The organism is Kitasatospora sp. DSM 101779, assembly GCF_025655475.1.
In the GTDB taxonomy this organism is placed as follows: Bacteria; Actinomycetota; Actinomycetes; order Streptomycetales; family Streptomycetaceae; genus Kitasatospora.
In genome coordinates, this window is the sequence record NZ_JAHTIK010000001.1 from 5,781,325 (window position 1) to 5,804,503 (window position 23,179).

General features: G+C 70.8%; 18 protein-coding genes, 1 other RNA gene and 1 pseudogene. 6 read left to right on the forward strand and 14 right to left on the reverse strand.

Going from position 1 to position 23,179, the window contains the following annotated elements:
* A pseudogene (locus tag KSNIM_RS26325) lies at positions 1-194 on the reverse strand (hypothetical protein); the annotation flags it as partial.
* A 450-nt stretch (positions 195-644) separates the two neighbouring features.
* Here KSNIM_RS26325 and KSNIM_RS26330 point away from each other — a divergent pair.
* From KSNIM_RS26330 to KSNIM_RS26340, 3 genes are read left to right on the forward strand one after another with little or no spacing between them, the layout of a single operon-like run.
* On the forward strand, positions 645-1,481 hold the full coding sequence (locus KSNIM_RS26330; RefSeq protein WP_263105604.1) for a Nif3-like dinuclear metal center hexameric protein: 837 nt from the start codon (positions 645-647) through the stop codon (positions 1,479-1,481).
* 31 nt (positions 1,482-1,512) lie between these two features.
* Positions 1,513-2,256, forward strand: a complete 744-nt coding sequence (locus tag KSNIM_RS26335) for a zinc ribbon domain-containing protein (protein ID WP_263105605.1) — start codon at positions 1,513-1,515, stop codon at positions 2,254-2,256.
* The gene (locus KSNIM_RS26340) at positions 2,253-3,416 is read left to right on the forward strand and encodes a bifunctional RNase H/acid phosphatase (RefSeq protein ID WP_411543888.1); all 1,164 of its coding nucleotides are present in this window, start codon (positions 2,253-2,255) and stop codon (positions 3,414-3,416) included. The genes KSNIM_RS26335 and KSNIM_RS26340 overlap by 4 nt, the downstream gene beginning before the upstream one ends.
* A 163-nt stretch (positions 3,417-3,579) precedes the next feature.
* Here KSNIM_RS26340 and yaaA read toward each other — a convergent pair whose 3' ends face one another.
* Positions 3,580-4,380 carry a peroxide stress protein YaaA gene (yaaA, locus tag KSNIM_RS26345; RefSeq protein ID WP_263105607.1) on the reverse strand — a complete coding sequence of 267 codons (801 nt, stop codon included), beginning with the start codon at positions 4,378-4,380 and terminating at the stop codon, positions 3,580-3,582.
* Between the two features lie 190 nt (positions 4,381-4,570).
* On the opposite strand from yaaA, the gene KSNIM_RS26350 reads away from it, so the two are divergent.
* The 3 genes from KSNIM_RS26350 (at position 4,571) to rnpB (ending at position 7,970) form a co-directional block, all read left to right on the forward strand.
* On the forward strand, positions 4,571-6,019 hold the full coding sequence (locus tag KSNIM_RS26350) for an RNB domain-containing ribonuclease (RefSeq protein WP_263105608.1): 1,449 nt from the start codon (positions 4,571-4,573) through the stop codon (positions 6,017-6,019).
* Between the two features lie 103 nt (positions 6,020-6,122).
* The gene (locus KSNIM_RS26355) at positions 6,123-7,553 is read left to right on the forward strand and encodes a DHA2 family efflux MFS transporter permease subunit (protein ID WP_263108117.1); all 1,431 of its coding nucleotides are present in this window, start codon (positions 6,123-6,125) and stop codon (positions 7,551-7,553) included.
* Positions 7,554-7,566: 13 nt separating this feature from the next.
* Positions 7,567-7,970, forward strand: an RNA gene (gene rnpB, locus KSNIM_RS26360) — RNase P RNA component class A.
* A 546-nt stretch (positions 7,971-8,516) separates the two neighbouring features.
* Here rnpB and KSNIM_RS26365 read toward each other — a convergent pair.
* From KSNIM_RS26365 to KSNIM_RS26420, 12 genes are all read right to left on the reverse strand, one after another.
* On the reverse strand, positions 8,517-9,965 hold the full coding sequence (locus KSNIM_RS26365; protein WP_263105609.1) for an NDP-hexose 2,3-dehydratase family protein: 1,449 nt from the start codon (positions 9,963-9,965) through the stop codon (positions 8,517-8,519).
* 24 nt (positions 9,966-9,989) lie between these two features.
* Positions 9,990-10,730 (reverse strand): 3-oxoacyl-ACP reductase FabG, encoded by a 741-nt coding sequence (gene fabG / locus KSNIM_RS26370; RefSeq protein WP_263108118.1) that lies wholly within the window; start codon positions 10,728-10,730, stop codon positions 9,990-9,992.
* Between the two features lie 228 nt (positions 10,731-10,958).
* The gene (locus KSNIM_RS26375) at positions 10,959-11,651 is read right to left on the reverse strand and encodes a response regulator transcription factor (protein WP_263105610.1); all 693 of its coding nucleotides are present in this window, start codon (positions 11,649-11,651) and stop codon (positions 10,959-10,961) included.
* Between the two features lie 179 nt (positions 11,652-11,830).
* Positions 11,831-12,589, reverse strand: coding sequence for a 3-oxoacyl-ACP reductase FabG (gene fabG, locus KSNIM_RS26380; protein WP_263105611.1), 759 nt, complete (start codon positions 12,587-12,589; stop codon positions 11,831-11,833).
* Positions 12,590-12,704: 115 nt separating this feature from the next.
* The gene (locus KSNIM_RS26385) at positions 12,705-12,905 is read right to left on the reverse strand and encodes an MbtH family protein (RefSeq protein WP_263105612.1); all 201 of its coding nucleotides are present in this window, start codon (positions 12,903-12,905) and stop codon (positions 12,705-12,707) included.
* A gap of 36 nt (positions 12,906-12,941) precedes the next feature.
* Entirely contained in the window at positions 12,942-14,195 is a 1,254-nt protein-coding gene (locus KSNIM_RS26390; protein ID WP_263105613.1) for a cytochrome P450, read from the reverse strand.
* A 4-nt stretch (positions 14,196-14,199) separates the two neighbouring features.
* On the reverse strand, positions 14,200-17,262 hold the full coding sequence (locus KSNIM_RS26395) for an amino acid adenylation domain-containing protein (protein ID WP_317634115.1): 3,063 nt from the start codon (positions 17,260-17,262) through the stop codon (positions 14,200-14,202).
* Complete coding sequence (locus KSNIM_RS26400; RefSeq protein WP_263105614.1) at positions 17,216-18,784, reverse strand: ANL family adenylate-forming protein; 1,569 nt, start codon at positions 18,782-18,784, stop codon at positions 17,216-17,218. Before KSNIM_RS26400 ends, KSNIM_RS26395 begins: the two co-directional genes overlap by 47 nt.
* Before the next feature lie 34 nt (positions 18,785-18,818).
* The gene (locus tag KSNIM_RS26405) at positions 18,819-19,526 is read right to left on the reverse strand and encodes an SDR family NAD(P)-dependent oxidoreductase (RefSeq protein WP_263105615.1); all 708 of its coding nucleotides are present in this window, start codon (positions 19,524-19,526) and stop codon (positions 18,819-18,821) included.
* A 124-nt stretch (positions 19,527-19,650) separates the two neighbouring features.
* Positions 19,651-20,328, reverse strand: coding sequence for a 4'-phosphopantetheinyl transferase (locus KSNIM_RS26410; protein ID WP_263105616.1), 678 nt, complete (start codon positions 20,326-20,328; stop codon positions 19,651-19,653).
* Positions 20,325-21,176, reverse strand: a complete 852-nt coding sequence (locus KSNIM_RS26415) for a metallophosphoesterase family protein (RefSeq protein WP_263105617.1) — start codon at positions 21,174-21,176, stop codon at positions 20,325-20,327. Before KSNIM_RS26415 ends, KSNIM_RS26410 begins: the two co-directional genes overlap by 4 nt.
* Before the next feature lie 670 nt (positions 21,177-21,846).
* Positions 21,847-23,169, reverse strand: a complete 1,323-nt coding sequence (locus KSNIM_RS26420) for an aldehyde dehydrogenase family protein (RefSeq protein WP_263105618.1) — start codon at positions 23,167-23,169, stop codon at positions 21,847-21,849.
* Positions 23,170-23,179: the final 10 nt, after the last annotated feature.

Here is a 23,179-nt window from a genome sequence, read left to right on the forward strand (position 1 = left end):
CGATCCGCCGGCGCGGACGGCCGGCCGGTGCGCCGGGGGACCTCGAGGGCGGCCGCCCGGCCGCCCTCGCCTCCCTGCCCCCGCGCACCGGCCTCGGCCGTCCGCACGACCTCCAGTGCCGTGCCGTCCGCATCCGGCCCGCCACCGACCGACCCCGCCACCGAGGCCGAACGCAGCGGTGTGCCCGCCCCCATCGCTTCACACCCCTTCGTGTCGACGCCGCGGGTGCCCACTGCTCCTGCACCGCGGCCCGGTCGTCCTGGAAGTGACGAGAGCCGCCCGGTTGCCGGACCGTCCGCGGGCCACTCGCCCGGCCCGGGCCGGAGTCCGGCGCCCTTCCCGACCCCCCAGGTCAGGGCAACTCTCGTTCGCGGAACTGAAGTTACTTTCGTGGTCGGTGTGACTCAACGCAGCCCGGGTCACTTCACTCATAAGGGTGATCCGGATCCGATTCCGGTCGTGCGCGGGCGCCGGAGTGCGACCGGACCGGGCCCGGCGCTCCGGAGCGCACCCCGGACGACGTGCGCCGCGGACCGGCCGCAGGGCCGATCGCGTGCCGCCGCGCGCGGATTGACGCGCAGCTGTGCGGGCCGCTGCCGAATGGCGCGGACCGGGGCGCCCGCCGGGCGCGGTAGTCTCGACAGGTGCCGAAACTGTCCGACGTGATCGCCTCGCTCGAAGAGCTGTACCCGCCGCAGTGGGCGGAGTCCTGGGACGCCGTCGGGCTGGTCTGCGGCGACCCGGAGGCCGAGGTCCGGCGCGTGCTGTTCGCGGTGGACCCGGTGCAGGCGGTGGTCGACGAGGCCGCCGCGTGGGGCGCCGACCTGGTCGTCACCCACCACCCCCTCTACCTGCGCGGCACCACCAGCGTCGCCGCCACCACCTTCAAGGGCCGGGTCGTGCACACCCTGATCCGGCAGGGCATCGCGCTGCACGTCGCGCACACCAACGCCGACCACGCCGACCCCGGCGTCTCCGACGCCCTCGCCGAGGCGGTCGGCCTGCGCGTCACCGGCCCGCTCGTCCCCGACCCCACCGACCCGGCCGGCCGCCGCGGCGGCGGCCGGATCGGCGTGCTGCCCGAGCCGATGACCCTCGCCGCCTTCGCCGCGCAGGTCGCCGCCGGGCTGCCCGCCACCGCCACCGGCGTCCGCGTCTCGGGCGACCCGGAGCGGACGATCTCCCGGGTCGCCGTCTGCGGCGGCTCCGGCGACAGCTTCTTCGCCGAGGTCCGCGCCGCGGACGTCGACGCCTACGTCACCGCCGACCTGCGCCACCACCCCGCCTCCGAGGCGTCCGAGGCCGCCCCGATCGCCCTCGTCGACGCCGCCCACTGGGCCACCGAATGGCCCTGGCTCAACCTCGCCGCCCGGTCCCTGACCGAGGCGGCCGGCAAGCACGGCTGGCAGCTGGAGACGAAGGTCTCCGACCTGGTCACCGACCCGTGGACGGGGCACGCCCCCATGCCGTACACCGCCTGACACCTGATCGATTCACACAGGAGCTTCCCGCTTGAACGCCGCGCCCGCCGACCAGATCCGCCTGCTCGACCTGCAGGCCATCGACTCCCGCCTGGACCAGCTGGCCCACCGGCGCCGCACCCTGCCCGAGCTCGCCGAGATCGAGAAGGCCGGCGCCGACCACACCGCACTCAAGGACCTGGTCGTCGCCGCCCAGGCCCAGCTCTCCGACACCATCCGCGAGCAGACCAAGGCCGAGCAGGACGTCGAGCAGGTCCGCGCCCGCGCCGCCCGCAACCAGCAGCGGATGGACTCCGGCACCGTCACCTCCCCGAAGGACCTGGAGAACCTCCAGCACGAGATCGGCTCGCTCGCCAAGCGCCAGTCCGACCTGGAGGACGTCGTCCTGGAGGTCATGGAGCGCCTGGAGTCCGCCCAGAGCCGGGTCACCGAGCTGACGGCCCGTCTGCAGCACTCCGAGGTCGTCCTCAAGGAGGCCGAGGAGCACCGTGACGCCGCCTGGGGCGAGATCGACGCCGAGGTCGAGAAGACCACCCGCGACCGTGAGACCGTCGCCAAGGTCATCCCCGCCGACCTGCTCAAGCTCTACACCCGCCTGCGCGAGCAGCAGGGCGGCGTCGGCGCGGCCCGCCTCCAGCAGCGCCGCTGCGAGGGCTGCCGGGTCGAGTTCGCCATCACCGACCTCAACGCCATCAAGGCGGAGCCGGCCGACGCGGTCGTCCGCTGCGAGAACTGCGGCCGCATCCTGGTGCGCACCGCCGAGTCGGGCGTCTGATCGGCGTGTCCCCCCGCAGGTTCATCGTCGAGGCCGACGGCGGCTCCCGGGGCAACCCGGGGCCGGCCGGCTACGGCGCCGTCGTCCGCGACGCCGACACCGGGGCGATCATCGCCGAGGCCGCGGAGTTCATCGGCCACGCCACCAACAACGTGGCCGAGTACCGCGGCCTGATCGCCGGCCTGCGGGCCGCCCACGGCCTCGACCCGGACGCCTCCGTCGACGTCCGGATGGACTCCAAGCTCGTCGTCGAGCAGATGTCCGGCCGCTGGAAGATCAAGCACCCCGACATGCAGCCGCTGGCCGCCGAGGCCCGCACCGTCTTCCCGCGCGGCCGCGTCGCCTACACCTGGATCCCGCGCGAGCGGAACAAGGACGCCGACCGGCTCGCCAACGAGGCCATGGACGCCGGCCGGGCCGGCCGGCAGTGGGAACCGCGGGCCGCCGCGGCCTCCGCAGTCCCGGCCGCCCCGCTGGAGGAGCCGCTGCCCGAACCCGCCGCCCCCCGGGCCGGCTGGGCCGCGCCCGCCGACCTCGGCACCCCCACCACCTTCGTCCTGCTCCGGCACGGCGAGACCGCCCTCACCCCGCAGAAGCGCTTCTCCGGCAGCGGCGGAACCGATCCCGAGCTCTCCGAGAAGGGCCGCTGGCAGGCCGACCGGGTCGCCGAGGCGCTCGCCGCCCGCGGCACCGTCCAGGCGGTCGTCAGCTCCCCGATGCGGCGCACCCGCGAGACCGCGGAGGCGGTCGCCCGGCGGCTCGGCCTGGAGGTCCGGATCGAGGACGGCCTGCGGGAGCTCGACTTCGGCGCCTGGGAGGGTCTCACCTTCGGCGAGGTCCAGCAGCAGTACCCCGACGACCTGAACGCCTGGCTCGCCTCCAGCAAGGCCAAGCCCACCGGCAGCAGCGAGAGCTTCGCCTCCCTCGCCCACCGGACGGGCGTCGCCCGCGACAAGATCATCGCCCGCCACCCCGGCCGGACGGTCCTCGTCGTCTCCCACGTCAGCCCGATCAAGACCCTCGTCCGCCTCGCCCTCGGCGCCCCGCCCGACGCGGTCTACCGGATGGAGCTCTCCGCAGCCTCCCTCTGCGCCGTCCAGTACTACGCCGACGGCAACGCCTCCCTGCGCCTCCTCAACGACACCGGCCACCTGCGGTAGGAGCGGGTCAGGGGGCAGCACGTCAGGGGCGCTGGCCGACTCTGCAGGTCCGGCGAGGGCAGTCAGGGCGCCGGGGGCGGAACTGCGCAAGCCGGGGCCGGCGTACTTCGCAGGTCCGGCCCTGCCCCGATTGCGCAGTCCCGCCCCCGGACGGCCGCTTCGCCTAGTGGATCTCGTTGACGACGACGTCGAGCTGCCAGGGGCGGCGGGCGGTGCCGCGGGCGGGGACCTCGACGCGGTGGCCCAGGGCGGTGAGGGCGTCGACGAGTTCGCCGGGGGTGGCCGGGTCGTCGCCCGCGTTCAGCAGGTCCCGGACGAGGCGGCCCTTGGTGGCCTTGTTGAAGTGGCTGACCACCGAGCGCTTGAGCTCGCCGCCGACCTCGCGCTCGTGCAACACCCGTACGGTCGCCGTCCGCCCCGCGACCTCCCCGGCCGGCTTCCACGCCGCCGCGTACGCGGAACTCCGCAGGTCGAGCACCAGACCCTCACCCGCAGCCTCCGGCAGGACCTCCGCGGTGGCGGCCCGCCAGTGCGCCCCGAGTGCTCCGAGCGGCGGCAGCTTCACCCCCATCGAGCAGCGGTAGGGCGGAATCCGGTCGCCGATCCGTACGGCGCCCCACAGCCCGGAGAAAACCAGCAGCGTGCGCTCCGCCCGCTCGAACGCCTCCTGGTCGAGCTTGGCGAGGCCCAGGTTGTCGAAGAGCACGCCGGTGTACACCTCGCCGGCCGGCAGGGCCCCGGCCGTGGGCAGCCCGGCGTTGCGCGCGATCTCGCCCCGCAGCCCCTGGGACAGGCCGAGCACCTGGGCCGCGGTGTCCTCGTCGCCGCGGCAGAGTCCGACCAGCGCGTCGAGCACGGCCCGCCGTGCCGCGGTCAGCCCGGGCAGGGACAGCGCGTCCAGGTCGACCGGGGCGCCCTCCGCCGACGCGGCCTTCCCCTCCGAGGGCGGCAACAGGACCAGCACGGCGGCACTCCTCAACACTTTGTGGCGGACGTCCCCGCCACTGTACTGGCGACCGGCGGCCCGCCCCGCAGCCGTCCACCCGCTGTTCCCGCCGCCCGTCAACTCCCTGCCGCGCGGACTCACCGCCCCTGACCACCGGACGGGACGCGCCCGACGGGCCCGCCGCTGCCCGCCCCCTTACGCTGCGGTCATGCCACGTCGACAACTGAGTGTCCGCACCGCCGACACCGCCCGGATCAACACCGAGCTCGCCGAGCTGCGCAGCCGGCTGGAGATCCGCACCGACTGGCCCGCCGAGGTGCTCGCCGAGGCGGACCGCGCGGCCGCCGTGCCCCGGCTGCCGGACGCCGACGCGACCGACGTGGAACTCTTCACCCTCGACCCGCCGGACTCCCGCGACCTCGACCAGGCGATGCACCTGGCCCGCCGTGACGGCGGCTACCGCGTGCACTACGCGATCGCCGACGTCAGCGCGTTCGTCGTGCCGGGCGGGGCGGTGGAGGCGGAGTCCCGCCGCCGGGTGCAGACCCTGTACTTCCCGGACGTGCGGGTGCCGCTGCACCCGCCCCGGATCTCCGAGGACGCGGCCAGTCTGCTGCCGGGCCGGCTGCGCCCCGCCCTGCTCTGGCAGATCGACCTCGACGCGGACGGCGCCGTGGTGCTCGCCGACGTCCGCCGCGCCCAGGTCCGCTCCCGCCGCAGACTCGACTACGCCGGCGTCCAGGAGGCGCTCAACGCGGGCACGGCCGACGAGCAGCTCCGGCTGCTCGCCGAGGTCGGACGGCTGCGCGAACAGCAGGAGGCCGCCCGCGGCGGCATCAGCCTGCCCGTCCCGGAGCAGGAGGTCGAGCCGGCCGACGGCGGCTACCGGCTCGCCTACCGCACCCCGTGTCCCGCCGACGCCTGGAACGCGCAGATCTCCCTGCTCACCGGCATGGCCGCCGCCGACCTCATGCTGGACGCGGGCATCGGCCTGCTCCGCACCCTGCCCGCCGCCCCCGAGGCCGCCTACGCCCGGCTGCGCCGGGTCGCCCGCGCACTCGGCGTGGACTGGCCCGGGTCCACCCCCTACCCCGAGCTGATCCGCTCGCTCGACCCCACCGACACCCGCAACGCCGCCTTCCTGGAGGAGTGCACCGGCCTGCTGCGCGGCGCCGGCTACCACGCCTTCGACGCCGCCAGGGGAGTGCCGCCGCCCGCCGACCCGGGCCACGCCGCGCTCGCCGCGCCGTACGCGCACTGCACCGCGCCGCTGCGCCGCCTCGCCGACCGGTACGCGCAGGAGATCTGCCTGGCGGTGGCCGGTGGCACCGACGTGCCCGGCTGGGTCCGCGACGAGCTGCTCGACGTGCCCGGGGACATGGCGCGCGGTGACCGGCGGGCGCACGAGGTCGAGCGGGCCTGCGTCGACCTGATCGAGGCCGAGGTGCTGCGCGGCCGCGAGGGCGAGGACTTCGACGCCGTGGTGATCGACGTCGACGAGCGGCGGCCCGCCCGGGGAACCGTTCAGCTCGCCGATCCCGCCGTCGTCGCCACGTGCGACGGCGAGGGGCCCGGGCTGCCGCTCGGCGAACGCATCCGCGTCCGCCTCACCAGTGCCGACCCCGCCACCCGAACCGTCCGCTTCGCACCCGTGTGAGCCGCCCGTGTCCCTGAGCCGACCCGTCCCGCCGTCGCCCGGCCCCGGCCGGGACGACCCCGCCGTCCGTCCGCCCGCCCCCGCGGGCGACCGGCGCCGCCGCCTGCTCGTCCTGGCGGTCTGCTGCCTCAGTCTGTTCATCGTCAGCCTCGACACCACCGTGGTGAACGTCGCGCTGCCGGCCGTCCAGCACGACCTCGGTGCACCCGCCTCCGGCCTGCAGTGGGTGATCGACGCCTACACCCTGGTGCTCGCCGCGCTGCTGATGCTCTCCGGCTCGGTGGCCGACCGGGTCGGCCGGCGGCGGATCTTCCTGATCGGCCTGCTGGTCTTCGTCCTCGGCTCCCTGCTGTGCAGCCTCGCGCCGGGCCTGGGCTGGCTGATCGCCTTCCGCAGCCTGCAGGCGGTCGGCGGCTCGATGCTCAACCCGGTGGCGATGTCGATCATCACCAACACCTTCACCCACCCGCGCGAACGGGCCCAGGCGATCGGTGTCTGGGGCGGTGTGGTCGGCATCTCCATGGCGCTCGGCCCGCTGATCGGCGGCTTCCTGGTGGACAGCGCCGGATGGCCGGCGATCTTCCTGGTCAACGTGCCGATCGGCCTCGCCGCCTTCGCACTGACCGTCCGGTATGTACCGGAGTCGCGTTCGCCGCGGCCGCGCCGGCTCGACCCGGTCGGGCAGGTGCTGATGCTGCTGCTGCTCGGCTGCGGCACCGCCGCGATCATCGAGGGACCGGGCCACGGCTGGACGTCCCCGCTGATCCTCACGCTGGCCGGGGTGGCGCTGGGCGCGCTCGTGCTGCTGCCGATGTGGGAGTCACGGGTGCGCGAGCCGCTGATCGACCCGCGGTTCTTCGCCAGTGTGCCGTTCAGCGGCGCCACCGTCACCGCGGTCTGCGCCTTCGCCTCGCTCGGCGGCTTCCTCTTCCTCAATGCGCTGTACCTGCAGGAGGTGCGCGGGTACGACCCGGTGCAGGCCGGGCTGTTCACGCTGCCGATGGCCGTGATGATGCTGGTCTTCGCGCCGGTGTCCGGGCGGATCGTCGGGCGGTCCGGGCCGCGGATGCCGCTGGTCTGCGCGGGCGCGGCGCTGGCCGCCAGCGGACTGCTGCTGACCAGGGTCGCCGCGGACTCGCCGCCGGCGCTGGTGCTCGGCGCCTACGCGTTGTTCGGGCTCGGCTTCGGGCTGGTGAACGCGCCGATCACCAACTCGGCGGTCTCCGGCATGCCGCTCGCCCAGGCGGGGGTGGCCGCCGCGGTCGCCTCGACCAGCCGCTCGGTCGGCCAGTCGCTCGGCGTGGCGGTGATCGGCACGGTGGTCACCTCGGCGCTGGTCGGCCCGGTCGCCACCGGATTCGCGGAGGCCAGCCACGCCGGCTGGTGGATCGTCACCGCGCTCGGCCTCGCCGTGATCGGACTGGGTCTGGTGACCACCACCCCGCGGGCCGCGGCGAGCGCCGCACGGGTCGCCGCCCGGCTCGACCCGGGCCGGGCCGGTGTGCCGGGCGGGGCCCCCGAGCGGCTACGATGACCACTACGGCGGACGAGCCGGCCGGGCGGTCGCGACGGGTCCCTCACGGGGCTCGCCGAGGAACGTCCGGGCTCCACAGAGCAGGGTGGTGGGTAACGCCCACCCGGGGTGACCCGCGGGACAGTGCCACAGAAAACAGACCGCCCACCGCTTCGGCGGAGGGTAAGGGTGAAACGGTGGTGTAAGAGACCACCAGCGACCGAGGTGACTCGGCCGGCTCGGTAAACCCCACCTGGAGCAAGGTCAAGATCGGTGCCCCTCGGGGTGCCGTGCGCGGATGTCCGAGGGCTGCTCGCCCGAGTCCGCGGGTGGACCGCACGAGGCTGTCGGCAACGGCAGCCCTAGATGGATGGCCGCCTCCCCGGGCCGCGCAAGCAACCCGGGAGACAGAACCCGGCGTACAGGCCGACTCGTCCGCTGCCTAGCCGAGGAAGGCCCTCTGACCTGCGAATATGCAGGTCAGAGGGCCTTTTGCATGTCCGCTGGAGGACGTTCGTACTCCTGCCTGATCGAGCCTTTCCCGGCCTGTTTCCGGCTGCCCTGTGGCGATCGTGTGGCGGTGAGAGGGCTCCCGGAGGTGGCCCCTGTCTGGCGGTACAGGCCGGCTCCATCCGCCGTACCAGGGGCTTGCCGGGTCGGGCAGCAGAACGATCCCCGAGCGGGAAGCCGGCCGGGCCGGGGCCGTGCCGTTCCGCCAGGTGGCCACCGGGCCGGCGCACCCTCTGCACGACCGGCGCCGTCGAGAGCGTGAACGGAACGTCGGGGTGGTCGTCCGTGCCTGCGGGGCCTCCCGAACGAGGCTGGATCGTGCTCCGGAACCCGGCGCCCCAGGTCTTCGTGCATCGCCTTCGACGGCCGACTCTCCGTCGGTTGACCGGCGCCGCATCGGGGATGCACCTGTGCCGTACGGACCCGGTGACTCGACCGGAGCCGGTGGGCGCCCTCGGCCGGAGCGGTCACCGGTCACCAGATGGTGTGCAGGCCGGCCAGTAGGCTGCGGGCCTGGATGTTCAGGTAGTTGCTGTGTGCCAGCAGCAGGGTCATCTGATTCGCTGTCATCCATCGGAATCCCGGGAGTTCCTCGAGTTCGAACTCCTCTCCGACCTCGATGATCTGATAGCGGTTCTCTGCGTGGTAGAAGCGACCCCCCTCCTCCGACTGCACCACGTCGTACCGGAGCTGTTCCGGCTCGGCCCCCAACACCAGGTCGAGGTAGGGCGGGCGTTGCTCCTCCGGGAGGCCGCGGAAGTTGCCCGGCAGGCACTGCACCGTCGGGCCGAGTTCTGCGACGTTGAGCACTCCCGCTTCCAGCCGGGCTCGGAGCAGGAGGTGCAGTACGCCGTCGATCCGACGGACGATCATCGCGACCCGGCCGCACTCGACGGGCGCCAGGAGTGGCTGGGTCCAGCTGGAGACCTCCCGATTGGGGGCCTGGACATCGGCCGCGATGATGGTGAAGTACTTGCCCGTCTCATGGCCGATCACGTCGGCGGACACATGCCAGTGTTCGACCTCCTGAAGAGGCACGCTGCGCTGGACGAGCGAGTGCCGGGTCTTGAGGTCGGTCAGCCAGCTCAGGATCTCGCCCGCGCTGTGCAGGGAGCCCTGGTCGGCCGACATCGACCGCACCAGGCCCTCCCGAAACGGGCCGGCCGAGCCCCATCGGGCGGGACCGTTGGGTGCATCGAACGGGATGCAGGACAGCACGGTCCGGGCGTCCATGTTGACGATGTTGTCCCGGGAGAGCAGTTGGTGGATCTGACCGAGACTCAGCCAGACGAAGTCCTCGTGCGGGGGAACCTCCTCGGTGACCTCGACGATCATGTTCCGGTTGCGCTTGCGCAGGAACCAGGAGGCCTGCTCGGACTGCAGCGAGTCGACGAGTACTCGACCGCGTTCCGGGTCCCTGAAGTACTCGATGAAGGTGATCCCGCGTCCGCCGTGCACACCGGTGAAATTGCTGCGCGTGGCCTGGACCGTCGGCGAGAGCTGGATGGTGTTGAGATTCCCGGGTTCCATCTTCGCCTGCATCAGGCAGTGCAGCACACCGTCGAACTCCTTGACGACGATTCCGAGGATGCCGATCTCCGGCTGATTGATGATCGGCTGCGCCCACGAGGGGTGATGTCCCCAGTTCGTCTCGACACGGAGCCCCTCGACGGTGAAGAACCGGCCGCTGGTGTGGCCCAGGTTCCCGGTGTCCGGGTGGAACTGCCAGCCGCGCAGCTCCTTGAACGGTATGCGGTTGACTTCGAACCGGTTGCGAACCCGCTGCTCGGCGAACCAGCGGTGGAAGACGTCGTTCGAGGTCACCGTGGAATCCAGCAGGGACGCCGACCTCGTGAAACGGCGGCCAGTGTCCGCGGACTCCCTGGCGGAGCGCTCCGTGCGCAGGGTCTTGGTGGGGCTCATACCTGTACTCCTCGTGTAAGGACGTCAGATGGAAAGGCCGCCGTCGATCTGCAGCACCGAGCCGGTGACGTAGTCGGCCGTCACCAGGTACGAGACCGCGTCGGCCACCTCATCGGGCTGGCCCATCCGGCCCAGTGAGACGCCGGCCACGGCCTTGCTCCGCAATTTGTCGGAGATCCCGGCCACCATGTCGGTCTCGATGTAGCCGGGAGCCACCGCATTCACGCGGACCATGTACCGGCCGACCTCCTTCGAGAGGGCCTTCGTGAATCCAATGATTCCGGCCTTCGACGCGGAGTAGTTCGCCTGGGTCGAGTTTCCGTGCACGCCTGCCACCGAAGAGATATTGACAATGCATCCGGACTTCCGCTTCAGCATTCCGAATACCGCGGCCCGGCAGACGTTGTATGTGCCGTTGAGATTGACATCGATGACGTCCTGCCAGTCCTTGTCCGGCATCATCACCAGCGGCCCGTCGCGCACGATTCCGGCGGAAGTCACCACCACGTCGATCGGCCCGAGGGAGTTCTCGACGTCGAGTACCCATTCCCGTACCTGTGCCGCATCTGCTACATTTACCTGGCGGTGCGAAACCCGCCCGCCGAGTTCAGCCGCGACTTTTTCCAGGTCGCTGGCGGCCTCCGACCCGCGCTGATAGCAGAACGCCACATCGAACCCATCGTTGACCAATCGCAGTACCACGGCCCGGCCAATTCCGCGCGATCCTCCCGTCACCAGGGCGATACGCCGAACGCTGTGGCTCATCATGCAGCTCCCCGCTGTCGTCGACCCAGTCGGGACTCATCCCACTGGACATTACGAAAACAGCCTCGTAGGAGTTGCCGCAGAGCACAAGCAGCGGTTCTCTAATTTTTTACTAGGTTATGGCGGGCGGTCATCGCCTGAACAGCTGATGGCGCCATTGTCATCAGCTGTCGTGTCAGGAGATTCATTCACCGTTCGGGCGCGGCAACCGCGCGTGGGCGGACCGGCTCAGGCCGCCTCGCCCTCCGACGCCCTGTGGACGGCCAGTCGGAAACCGACCCCGCGCACAGTTTCGATGAGCATCGGCATCCCCAGCTTCTTGCGAAGTCCCGTCATGTGGACACCCAGCGTCCGTGTGTCTCCGGCGCCGTCGTGCCCCCAGACCTCGCTCATGATCTGCTCGCGCGTGCACACCCGGCCCGGATTCGTCGCCAACAGCGCCAGGACGTCGAATTCCTTACGCGTCAGCATGACCTCGCGGCCGCTTCTCAGCACCATCCGGCGGTTCATGTCGATGCGGATCGGGCCGAACTCGTGGATCTCGTCCTCCGGCTCGGCCGGGAGCCCCCAGGAATTTCGGGCGCGTCGGTTGACCGCCTCTATCCGGGCAGCCAACTTGCGCAGGCTGCAGGGCCGCACGACGTAGTCGTCGGCTCCCAGCTTGAAGCTCAGCACCTGGTCGAACTCGTCGTCCTGCAGGCCCATGACAATGACTGGCACATGAGAAGTGGCCCGAAGGGCCCGGCACGCCTCAAACCCGTCGACATCCGAGAGGGTGAGGTCGAGCAGCACTGCATCGACGTTCCTGCTCTTTTCAAGTGCCGGACGGATGTCGCTTTCTTGTTGAACCTGGAACCCCTTGCTCCCCAGCCCCTCCGCCAGCTCCTCGGCGAAATCAAGATCATCGGCAACAATCAGCACCTGCGTCATTATCCCCCGCTTTCTGGTTGCGCCGCTGCTCCGTCCTATAACGACCGAACGCTCCGTCGTCAATCGGCCAGAAGCACCAGTTTTGCCCAGTTTACAGCGGATCTTTTGGGTGTCAACATCATTTGATCTTGAACGAACATCAGGTATGGCCGATAATCGCCCAACCGGCGCTACTGCGGTCCTCCGTCCACGTAGATGGTCTGGCCCGTCAGGTACGCCGCGTCCGCACCGGCCAGGAACGCCACCACGCCGGCGATGTCGGACGGCGAACCGACCCTGCGCAGGGGCACCCTCGATGCCACCTGCTCCCGCAACCGCACCGGGTCGGTGCCCAGCCGGCGGGCCGTGTCGTCGGTCATCGCGGTGGCGATGAACCCGGGGGCCACCGCGTTGACCGTGATCCCGTACGGACCGAGCTCGACCGCCAGGGTGCGGGTGAGTCCCTGCACGGCGGCCTTGGCGGTCGCATAGTTGGCCTGACCCGGGTTGCCCCGTGCCGCGACGGAACTCAGGTTGACGATCCGCCCCGAGCCCTGTCGCACCATGTGCCGCAGCGCTGCGCGGGCCGTCCGGAGGGCGCCGTGCAGATGCACGTCGATGACGGTGTCCCAGTCCTCGTCGCTCATCATGAAGAACAGGTTGTCCCGGGTGACCCCGGCGTTGTTGACCAGGACGTCCAGGCGGCCGAACTCCTCGACCGTGCGGTCGATCGCGGCCTCCACCTGGCCGGTGTCCTCGACGTCGCAACCGATGCCGACGCACCGGCCGCCGGCCGCGCGGATCGACGAGACGGTGGCGGCGGTGTCCGCCTCGATCCGTTCGACGACGGCGACGGCGGCACCCTCCAGGGCGAGGCGCTCGGCCGTGGCCGCGCCGATGCCCCGTCCTGCTCCGGTGACGACGGCGACAGTGTCGGCGGCGAGGCCCATGTGCGCTCCTTCCTCTGCGTGGCTGTCGGCGGTTGTCGGTCCTGCAGGTGCGGATCGAGCCGTGATCCCGCCGGACGCCGGCTGGATCCGGACGCTGCCCGGACCGGTGGCCTTCCTACGGGCGGAGCAGACTCTTCGGGCGCAGATCGGTCCATGCGGATTCGATGTGCGCGAGGCATGCCGAGCGATTGTCCGGCCCCAGTACGATCCGCCACCCGGTCGGAACGTCCACGAACTCGGGCCACAGCGAGTACTGCTCCTCTTCGTTCCGCAGCACCAGATAGGCGCCGTGTTCATCGTCGAACGGGTTGGCCATGGCCTGTACCTTTCCACGGGTGTTGTTGAGCGACCGTCAGACCGGCTGCGGCGTGTGGCCGTCATCGGCCTTGAGGGAGACCGGCAACGAACTCATCCCCTGCAGGACGCTCGAGTAGATCCACTTTTCGGGCGCCGTCTGTTCGAAATCGGAGATGGTGCGGCGCAGTCCGTCCAGTACCGCCTCGACCTCCATGCGAGCGAGGAAGTGACCGAGGCAGTAGTGCGAGCCGGTGGCGAAGGTCAGGTGCTTGTTGGGGGTGCGGTTCAGATCGAACCTGTCCGGGTCGGGAAAGGTTCGCTCGTCCCGGTTGGCGGAGGCGAACCAGACACTGACGATCTCGCCGGCCTTGATGAGCTGATCGCCGTTCACCACGGTGTCCGCGGTGGCGTAGCGGCCGCCGTGCAGAGGCGGCACCGTCCACCGCAAGACCTCTTCCGTGGCGGTCTTCAGATCCGCCTCTCCCCGCTTGAGCGCCTGCCACTGGTCCCGGTGCTCCATCAGTGCGAGCAGTCCGCCGGTGATCGCATGGCGGCCGGTCTCGTCACCTCCGATGATCAGCCCGTAGCAGTTGGCCATGAGTTCGGCAGCGTTGAGCGGCCGGCCATCGATCGTGCTGTTGGCCAGCAGGCTCACCACGTCCGTCTCGTCGCTGCCCCGGCGAGTTTCCGCCAAGTCGGCGAAGTACAGGAGGATCTCGTTCTTGGCCACCGCGCCCTCCTCGGCCGGAGCGTCGGCGTAGTCCGAACTCAGCACGTGGCCGGTCAGGTTGAGCAGGTACCTGCGGTCCGCTTCCGGAACGGCGAGCAGGTCGCAGATCGCCGCGAGCGGGACGTTGCCCGACACGTCGGTCGCGAAGTCGCAGTTCCCGCCGGCCGCCGCATCGGCCAGGAGCCGGTCGACCGTCCTCGTCAGGGTGTCCTTGATCTTCATCAGCATCCGCGGCGAGAACGCCCTCGTCAGGATGGCGCGCATCTGCGTGTGCCGGACGCCGTCGGTCACCGCCAGCATCGTACGGGCGGCAGAGTCGCCGCCGGTGACCAGCATCGGCAGGACGTTGCCCTGCTCGGCGGTGAAGTTCTCCCGGTCCTTGTACACGGCGGTGGCGTCGGCGTGGCGCGTGACCACCCAGAAGCCGGGCTGCGAACCACGCGGGGGCTGCCAGTAGAACGGACGCTCCTCCCTCAGGTGGCGCCACACCTCACTGAGATCGTTCTCCGCGTGCAGCCTGGGGTCTGCCAGATCGATGTTCTCGAGCTCGTGCGGCGGGACTACCGGTTGTGCGGTCATCGTCTTACCTTCCGTTTCCGTCCGTCGGAGCTGCCGCGCGTGCCGGTGCCCGGTCGACACTGACCGCCACCGCGGCAAGCGCTTCGACGGTCGGGTTCATGACGAGGTCCTTCGGCGAGATCGCCAGACCGGCCTTCCGGGCCTTCTGGATCACGGCGATGGCCACCATGCTGGTGCCGCCGAGCTCGAAGAAGTTCCTGTCGACATCCACCGGGGGCACACCGAGCACCTCGCCGAAGATCTCGCTCAGCGCCTTCTCCTGCGGGGAGGCGGGAGCCCGCCCGGTCGATCCGGGCTCGACGGCCGGCGCCGGCAGTGCCCGACGGTCGAGCTTGCCGCTCGGGGTCAGCGGAAGCGAGTCGATCAGGACGTAGGCGCCCGGAACCATGAAGTCGGGCAGGAAACGTCCGGCGTGCCGGCGAAGCTCCGCCGTGGTCGGCGCGGCACCGGCGGGGATCAGATAGGCCACGATCTGCCGTGCGCCGGCCCGGTCCTCACGGATCACAGCGACGGCCCGGTCGACTGCGGGGTGCGCGGCGAGGGCGGCCTCCACCTCCCCGAGTTCGATCCGGAACCCGCGCAGTTTCACCTGCTCGTCAGCGCGGCCGAGGAAGTCGAGGGCCCCGTCCGGCCGCCAGGAGACCACGTCACCCGTCCGGTACATGCGGGAGCCGTCCGCGGCGAACGGGTTGGCGACAAAACGCTCAGCGGTCAGTGCCGGTCGCCCGAGGTAGCCGCGCGCGAGTCCGGCACCGGCGACGTAGAGCTCGCCGGGCACACCCGAAGGCACCGGGCGCAGCGCCTGGTCGAGCACGTAGCACGCTGCGCCGGCGATGGGCCCGCCGATCGGCGGCGTCGCGGCGGCCGACAGCGGCTCGCTCATCGTGGCACACACGGTCGCCTCGGTCGGGCCGTAGGCATTGATCACTCGACGGCCGGTCGCCCAGCGCCCGATGAGGTCGGCGGAGGCGGCTTCGCCGGCGAGCACGAGGGACCGCAGCTCCGGCAGGGTCTCGGGGGACACGCTGGCCGCGGCCACGGGCGGAAGGACCGCGTGGGTGATCCGTCGGCCGATGAGGACGTCCGACAAGGTGTCGCCGACCAGAACGGCGGCAGGCGGGATGACCAGCGTGGCCCCGGCGTCGACGGTGGCGAGGAGTTCCGTCAGGAAGGCGTCGAAGCTCGGGGACGCGAACTGCAGGATCCTGCTCTCCGGACCGACGTTCATCCGCTCGACCTTGGCCGCCGCGAGGTTGGCGAGACCGGCGTGGGTGACCGCGACACCCTTCGGCTTCCCGGTGGATCCGGAGGTGTAGATCACGTAGGCGAGTCCTGCGGTCGACGGCGGACCCCCGCCGTCGCGATCACCGAGGTTCTCGTCGGACAGTCGGTCGGTCTCGGCCACGACGACGGCATCGTCCAGCACGATGTGCCGAGGCCCCTGCGGCAGCCCGACCGCTGCCGCCCGGGTGGTGCACAGCAGGACGGGGCCGGCGTCGGCCACCATGTAGGCGACGCGATCAGCGGGGTAGCCGGGGTCGATCGGCAGGAAGCCCGCGCCCGTCTTGGCCACCGCCAGGATCGCGACCACCATCTCGATCGAGCGCGGAAGGGCCAGGGCCACCAGCTGCTCCGGTCCGGCACCCCGGTCGGCAAGGAAGCGCGCCAGCCTGTTGGCACGACGGTTCAGCTCGTCGTACGAGAGGGTCTCGTCGCCGGAGACCAGCACGGTGCTTCCCGGGCTGCGCCCGACCCTGCGCTCCACCAGGTCCGCCAGGGTGACGGCAGGCACGGTCCGATCGGTGTTGTCGGAGGCGAGCAGGATCCTGTGGCGCTCGTCGCCGTCGAGCATCTGCACCCGGCCGACGGGCTGTTCGGGCTCGTCGGCGATCGCCTCGAAGATCCGGCACAGGACGTCCAGCACCCGTTCGGCTTCGGCGCGTGCGAACAGATCCGGGCGGAAGTCCAGTACCAGCCGCAGCCCGTCATCGGTGCGACGGACGACGAGGGCGACGGCGGCGCCGAAGTCCTCGTGCTGCTCCGCCGCGACGATGCGCAGCTCAGGGAGGGCGCCGAGGTACCGGGCCGGGTCGGGATCCCCGTCCTCGAGCACCGCGACCGTGTCGAAGAGCCGCTGCCGGCCGGCGAGGGCATCGATCTCCGCCGCGCGGAGGGGCGCGTGTTCGGCGATGCGCGCCTGCTCCTGCTCCACCCGGGACAGCACCTCGACGAGCGGCTCGCCCGCGGACCACCGCACCACCACCGGCAGGACGTCGCAGAAGCCACCCACCATCGACTCGGTGCCGGGAAACCTCGAAGGCTCCGCGTGGATGCCACCGAAGACGACCTCGCGACGGTTGGTCAGCCAGCCCAGCAGCAGTCCCCACGCACCCTGGACCACCGCGGTGAGCGACAACTGGTGGTCACGCGCCCGGGTGATCACCCGGGCTCCGGCCCCGGCCGGGAGTTCTCGGACGACTCGCTCCGGAGGCGACGGCCTCCCGGCGGGGACCGCCGGAGCCACCAGGGTGGGTTCGTCCGCTTCGGCGAGCCACTCGCGCCAGGTCCGTTCGGCAGCGGCACGGTCCCGCTCGGCCAGCCATGCGTCGTAGTCGTCGGTGGACGTCGGCACGGCCAGGTCGGCCACCTCGAGGGGCTTGACGTACCAGTCGAGGAGTTCGCCGAGGAGCATGCGATGGGATCGGGCATCGAGCACCGCGCGATCACTGGTCAGACGGAGCCGGTGGGTGGTGGCTCCCAGCCGTACCAACGTCAGGCGGAGCGGGACTCCGGGGGCCACGCCCTCTTCCGACTCGATCCGGTCCAGCTCGGCCCGGCGGCGTACCGCGTCGAACTCGCTCAGGTCGACGGCGCGCCAGGACAGACCCGCGACCGAGACCGGGTGACGCTTCGCCAGCACGGCAGCGGCGACGGCGAGCGCGGCCTCGTCGACGGAGCCCTCGATGTCGAGGGACGACACCACACTGCCGGGAACCATGGCCATGTTGTTCTCCGTCATCTCAGGACTCTTCTTCGCCGTGGGCGGCCGCGAAACGCGCCGAGGCATCCGCGCGGAGCCGCAATTTGTCCGGTTTCCCGACGCCGATGAGCGGCAGGCTCTTCCGCAGCTCGATGTCGGCCGGGGCATGGTTGGCACTGAGGAGGCCGTCGACGTGCTTGCGCAGTTCGTCGGGAGCGACCTCTGCGCCCTCACGCAGGACGACCGTGGCGCAGATGCGCTCAAGACGGTCGGCGTTCTCGGCCCCGAAAACCGCCGCCTCCGCGACAGCGGGGTGCGCCAGCAGCGCGCGCTCGACCGCGGCCGGGAAGACCTTGATCCCATTCGCCTTGATCACATCCGCGATCCGGCCGTGCAGGTGGAGATAGCCCGCGTCGTCGAGATGCCCGATGTCCCCCGTGCGGATCCATCCGTCCCGGACGGTGCGCGCGGTCTGCTCAGGATCGTTCCAGTAATGGTCCATCGACCAGGGCGAGTTGACGCACACCTCGCCGGACTCGCCGGTCGGCAGCGTCCGGCCGTCCTGCGGATCCCGGATGGTCACCTGCAGCCATTCGAGCGGACGTCCCACCGTCGCGCGCAGGGTGTCGTCTCCGTGCTCGTGCGGCAGGAGCCAGCTGATCATGTTGGTCTCGATCGTGCCGTAGACCTGCATGAGCACCGGCCCGAAGACCTTCGCGGCCACCGCCAGTCGCTCGGGAGAGGCGGGCAGGCCGGTGTAGAAGAAGTCGCGCACGCTCGACAGATCGGTCCGCGCCGTGTCCGGATGGTCGGCCAGCGCGTACAGCTGCGGAGCGGACAGCACGAGTCGGTTGACCCGGTGCAGGGCCACCGTCCGCAGGACCTCTGCCGCGTCGAAGCCGGGCAGCAGCACGACCGTGCCGCCGGGAACCATCACATCGTCGGCGGCGAACCCGCTGGAGTGGGTCAGGGGCGCGGTGATCAGGCTGGTCGCCTTCTGTGCCCGGACGGCGGACGCCGTGACCATCTCGTTCTTCACCCTGAACGACCAGCTCGCTCCCTTGGGCCGGCCGGTCGAGCCGCTGGAGTAGGTGACCACGGCGATGTCACCGCTGCGCGCCGCCTCGAGCTGGAAGGCGTCCGAGGGAAGGGCCGTCAGGTCGACGACGTCGCTGCCCAGGTCGCCGAACCCGGCGAGCACGGGGCGGATCGCCGTCGTGCCGCAAACCGCCCGCGCGCGGCCGAGATTGGCGTCGTCAACGGTGATCATCGAGGGCGCTGCCTCTGCCACGATGCTCCCCTGACGGTCCGTCGAGAGCCGGTCGGCGGGATCGACGGCGTTGACACCGGCAAGGTGGACCACCGTGGCGCCGAGCAGATTCGCGGCGTAGCGCGACACCAGCGTCGCCGGGGTGTTCGGGTCGGTCAGGATGCCGACCACGCTGCCCACCCCGACACCGTGCGTGCGCATCACCGCGGCCGCCGACGTGACCGAGTCGGCCAGGTCGCCGGCCGTCGTGGGCACGTCGCGGTGGACGAGCGGTACGCCGGAAGGGTTGGCTCGGAAGGCGCTCAGGATCTGGCGGACATAATGCTCGTTGCCTTGCAAAACACATTCTCCAATCCAGCTGACGGGGCGAGGTTCAGGCCGCTTCCTCGTCGCCCACGTGGATGACCTGACCGGTCACCGATGACGCCCCGTCACTGACCAGGAACGGCACCGCCGCAGCGATCTGCGCCGCGTACCGCGGCCCGGCCGCGTCGGTGACGTGTGGGCCGGCACCGGTTCGGACCTCCGCTGCGGGAGTCGCGGGCGCGATGGCGTTCACCGTGATCCCGAAGGCCTGCAGCTCCAGCGCGATCGTCCTGGTGAAGCCTTCGACGGCGGCCAGCACGGTTGCGTGGTGGTGCGGCCCGCTCGCCACGGAAGCGGGAAGGGCCGCGATGTTGATGATGCGTCCCCAGCCTTGCCTGATCATGGGATCGATCACCGACCGACTGGTGACGAAGAGTCCTCGAAGGGGGAGCCCGGTCGCTGCGAGCCAGTCATCGTCGGAAATCCGGCTCAGCGGACCGCGGACGGTGGTGGTGACAGTGTTCACCAGGACATTCGGCTCACCCAGTTCGGCGCACACCCGGCCGAGGGCGGCATCGACCGAAACGGAATCGGTCACATCGGTCTCGACGGCCAGCGCCTGTCGTCCGGTCCCCCGTACGCGATTGACCGTCTCCGTACCGGCGGTGCTGTCCCGGCAGAGTACCGCAACGTCCCAGCCGAGCTCTGCCAATCGCATCGCGAAGGCAGAACTCGATTCCTGGTTTCCGTCGGCAACAATCGCGACAGGAGCCATGTGCCGATCCTCCTTGAATTCACCGCCGCCCATAATGCGACGACTTTAAAAAGGTTCGGCGCACCCTGTAAGCAGCCTCTTCGAATATTGAGGGAAACTCAAGCGCCCACTGACTAAGCTTTCGCTAAATCTCCGCTGTGCCGCCGGTGGCCACGGTGATCGCCGTGAGGGCGAGTCCGTTCCGGACCAGCCAGCGCCCGTCGAACCCGGGCACTCGAACCCCGGCGACGACCGGGCCCGGTACCAGCAACCGGGCCCGGAAGGTCCCGGCATCCGGATCGAAGGTGATCGAGGCTTCCTCGAAGTCCAGCCACCGGTTGGTGAGCGGGAACCACGCCTTGTACACGCTCTCCTTGGCGCTGAACAGCAGCCGGTCCCAGCAGGTCCCGGGTCTCCGGGCCGCCAGATCGGACAGCCTGGTCCGCTCCTCGGGAAGGGCGATGACGTCCAGTTCGCTGCCGGGCAGCGGCCGGTGGGGCTCGGCGTCGAGGCCGATCGTCACCAGGTCGGCGGCGCGCGCGACCGCGGCGGCCCGGTAGCCCGCGCAGTGGGTCATCGAGCCGACGACGCCGTCGGGCCAGGCCGGTGCGCCTCGTGGTCCGGGGAGGATCGGCACGGGAGCGACTCCGAGTGCGGACAGAGCTGTGCGGGCACACGCCCGTACCGTGCCGAACTCGCGTCGCCGGCTGTCCACCGCCCGGGTGATCAGGGCCTGCTCCTCGGCGAAGAGCACGGGCGGATCCACCGGGTCGGTGAAGGCCTGGACGGCCACGACCGGCGGCGCCAGCAGCTGCTCGATCATCCGCCACTCCGCACGGCCGCCGCCTCGGGGAGGATCCGGACCAACCGGCCCGGTGCGGCAGGGCGCGGCTGCCACTCCCGGGGGTAGCCGAGCGAGACCTCGTGGTGCGGCACCCCGTCCTCGTGGATGAGGGAGGGGATGTGCAGATGGCCGTAGACGACCGCCGCCGAACGGAATCTGCGGTGCCAGTCCGCAGTGGCCTCGGTGCCGCACCAGAGTGCGAACTCCGGATGCCGAAGCACCCTGGTGGGCCGGCGCACCAGGGGGAAGTGGTTGACCAGGACGGTGGGCAGCGTCTCGTCCACGGCGGTCAGCCGCGCCTCGGTGATCTCGACGCGCGCACGGCACCAGGCGGTCCGGCTCGGATACGGGTCGGGGTGCAGCATGAACTCGTCGGTGCAGATCACCCCGGCGTCCTCGGCGAGGGCGAGTGCCTCCTGTGCGTCGCGGGCGCCGGCAGGCCTGAAGCTGTAGTCGTAGAGGACGAAGAGCGGTGCGATCACGGCTGGACCGCCCGTGCCCTCCCAGAGCGGGTACGGATCCTCGGGAGTGATGACGCCGAGCCTTCGGCACAGCTCCACGAGGTAGCGGTACCGGGCCTCACCGCGCAGCTGCACCGGGTCGTCGGGCGGGGTCCACAGCTCGTGGTTGCCCGGGACCCAGACCACCTTCTCGAAGCGGTCGGCCAGCAGCGACAGCGCCCACTCGATGTCCGCAACCGTGTCACCGACATCCCCTGCGACCAGCAGCCAGTCGTGATCCGACTCGGGGCGCAGCGTCTCGACGATTCTCCTGTTGTCCTCGTAGCGGACGTGAAGATCGCTGATCGCCAGCAGGCTGCCTTGCATCCTCACTGCTCCTGCCCCCCTTTGAATGCTTCGCCGGACATGCGATTCATCGCGGGAACAGCGAATATCGGCGGGCATTACCGATTCCCGCTGCCGGACCAGCGAGGTCGGCTCACCGGCGCAGTCCGCTTCGACGCGCTCACTGATATCGCACGAGTTCGATCATAGGGATCGGTAACCAGGCGAACAAGCAGCTCAGTTCTAGCAGCGCACTAAGTCGGCTTAGTCTCGATCTTGTATGACGGGCCGCCGGTTCGACAGGCTGTTTGGTTTGGCCGGCGGACTGTTCAGTTTGGGTGGTTCGGTGTTTCTGTCATGGGGGCACGGGGGATCCGGCTGCCGCGTCGGCTTGACGCCGGTTCCACGGCTCCGGAGGGGGGCCGACACCTGTCGGGGGGAGTGTTGTCGCTGGTCATCCGGGTCCGGCGGGGCTGGAGCCACTCGGACGCATGGGTGATCGCGTCGGTCCGGAGCCGGTTGCGGGCCGGACGGAGGTTGAATTGCCCGGATTCGGCACTTGATTTCGTGCGAGGATTGCGAACAGCCACAAGGCCCCGAAACACAGTCACGACATGAGATCTCCACCAGGAGTGTGGTTCCGGGCCGCTACCGGGCCGCTACCGGGCCGCTACCGGGCCCGTCGGGCAGCCGGTCGCGGGAAGCGCCGGGGTCAGCGTCCCGGCACATCGAGCACGGTCTTGCGATGGCTGAAGGCGGCGAGGGAGTGCGCGCCCCGGTAGCTGCCCGTCCCGCTCTGCCCCACCCCGCCGAACGGCAGTCCCGGCTCCAGGACCTGCGCCATCGGCAGGCCGAGCACGACACTGCCCGAGGCCGTCTCCTCGGCCAGACGGCGCCGGATTTCCGCGGAGTCGGTGAAGCCGTAGACCGCAAGCGGCTTGTCCCGCGCGTTGATGAAGGTGATCGCCTCGTCCACCCCGGACACCTCGACGATCGGCAGGACCGGCCCGAAGATCTCCTCCTGCATGACCGGCGAATCGGCCGGCACCTCGGCCAGCACCGTCGGCGCGATGAACCGGCTCTCCCGGTCGTGGCCGCCACCGACGGCGATCCGGCCGGAGTCGAGCAGGCGGACGATGCGGTCGAAGTGCTGCACATTGATGATCCGTCCGTACCCGCGTGAGGTCTCCGGCGTGGTTCCGAACAGCTTCTCGAGTGTCCGGGCAAGCTCGACCTCCAGCGCCCGCGCCGTCCCGGGGTCGGTCAGCACGTAGTCGGGAGCGACGCAGGTCTGGCCCGCGTTGGCGAACTTGGCCCGGGCCAGCCGCGTCGCCGTGGCTGCGAGACTCGTCCCGCGGTCGACGAACACCGGGGACTTGCCGCCCAGTTCCAGCGTGACCGGGGTGAGGTGCTCGGCCGCAGCACGCATGACGATCCGTCCGACCGCGCCGTTCCCGGTGTAGAAGACGTGGTCGAAGCGCTGGGCCAACAGGGCGGTGGCCTCCGCCACACCGCCCTCCACCACGGCGACCGCACCGGTGTCCAGGTACCGCGGAATCAGCCGGGCCAGGAGCGCGGAGCAGGCGGGTGCCACCTCGCTGGGCTTGGCCACCACCGCATTGCCGGCGGCCAGCGCACCCGCGATCGGGACGAGCAGCAGCTGTACGGGATAGTTCCACGGCGCCATCACCAGCACGACTCCCAGCGGGTCGTACTGGAGGTGGGCCGTCGAGCCGGGAGGACAGCCGGTCAGGGCCACGGGGACCGGCCGCAGCCACTCCTCCAGGTTCACCAGGATGTGGTCGATCTCGCGGATCGTGAACCCGATCTCGGCCGCGTACGCCTCGGTCCGGCTCTTGCGCAGGTCGGTGTGGAGTGCCGCGGCCAAATCCTCCACGTGGTCGCGCAACAGGGCCCGCAGCCGAGTGAGCTGCTCGGTCCGCCACTCCAGCGAACGGTTGGGGCCGGTGCGACAGGCGGCGCGGAGACGAGCGACGACTTCCTCGGGTCGCTCCGGAGCGGATGTGCGTGGCAAGGGACCTTCC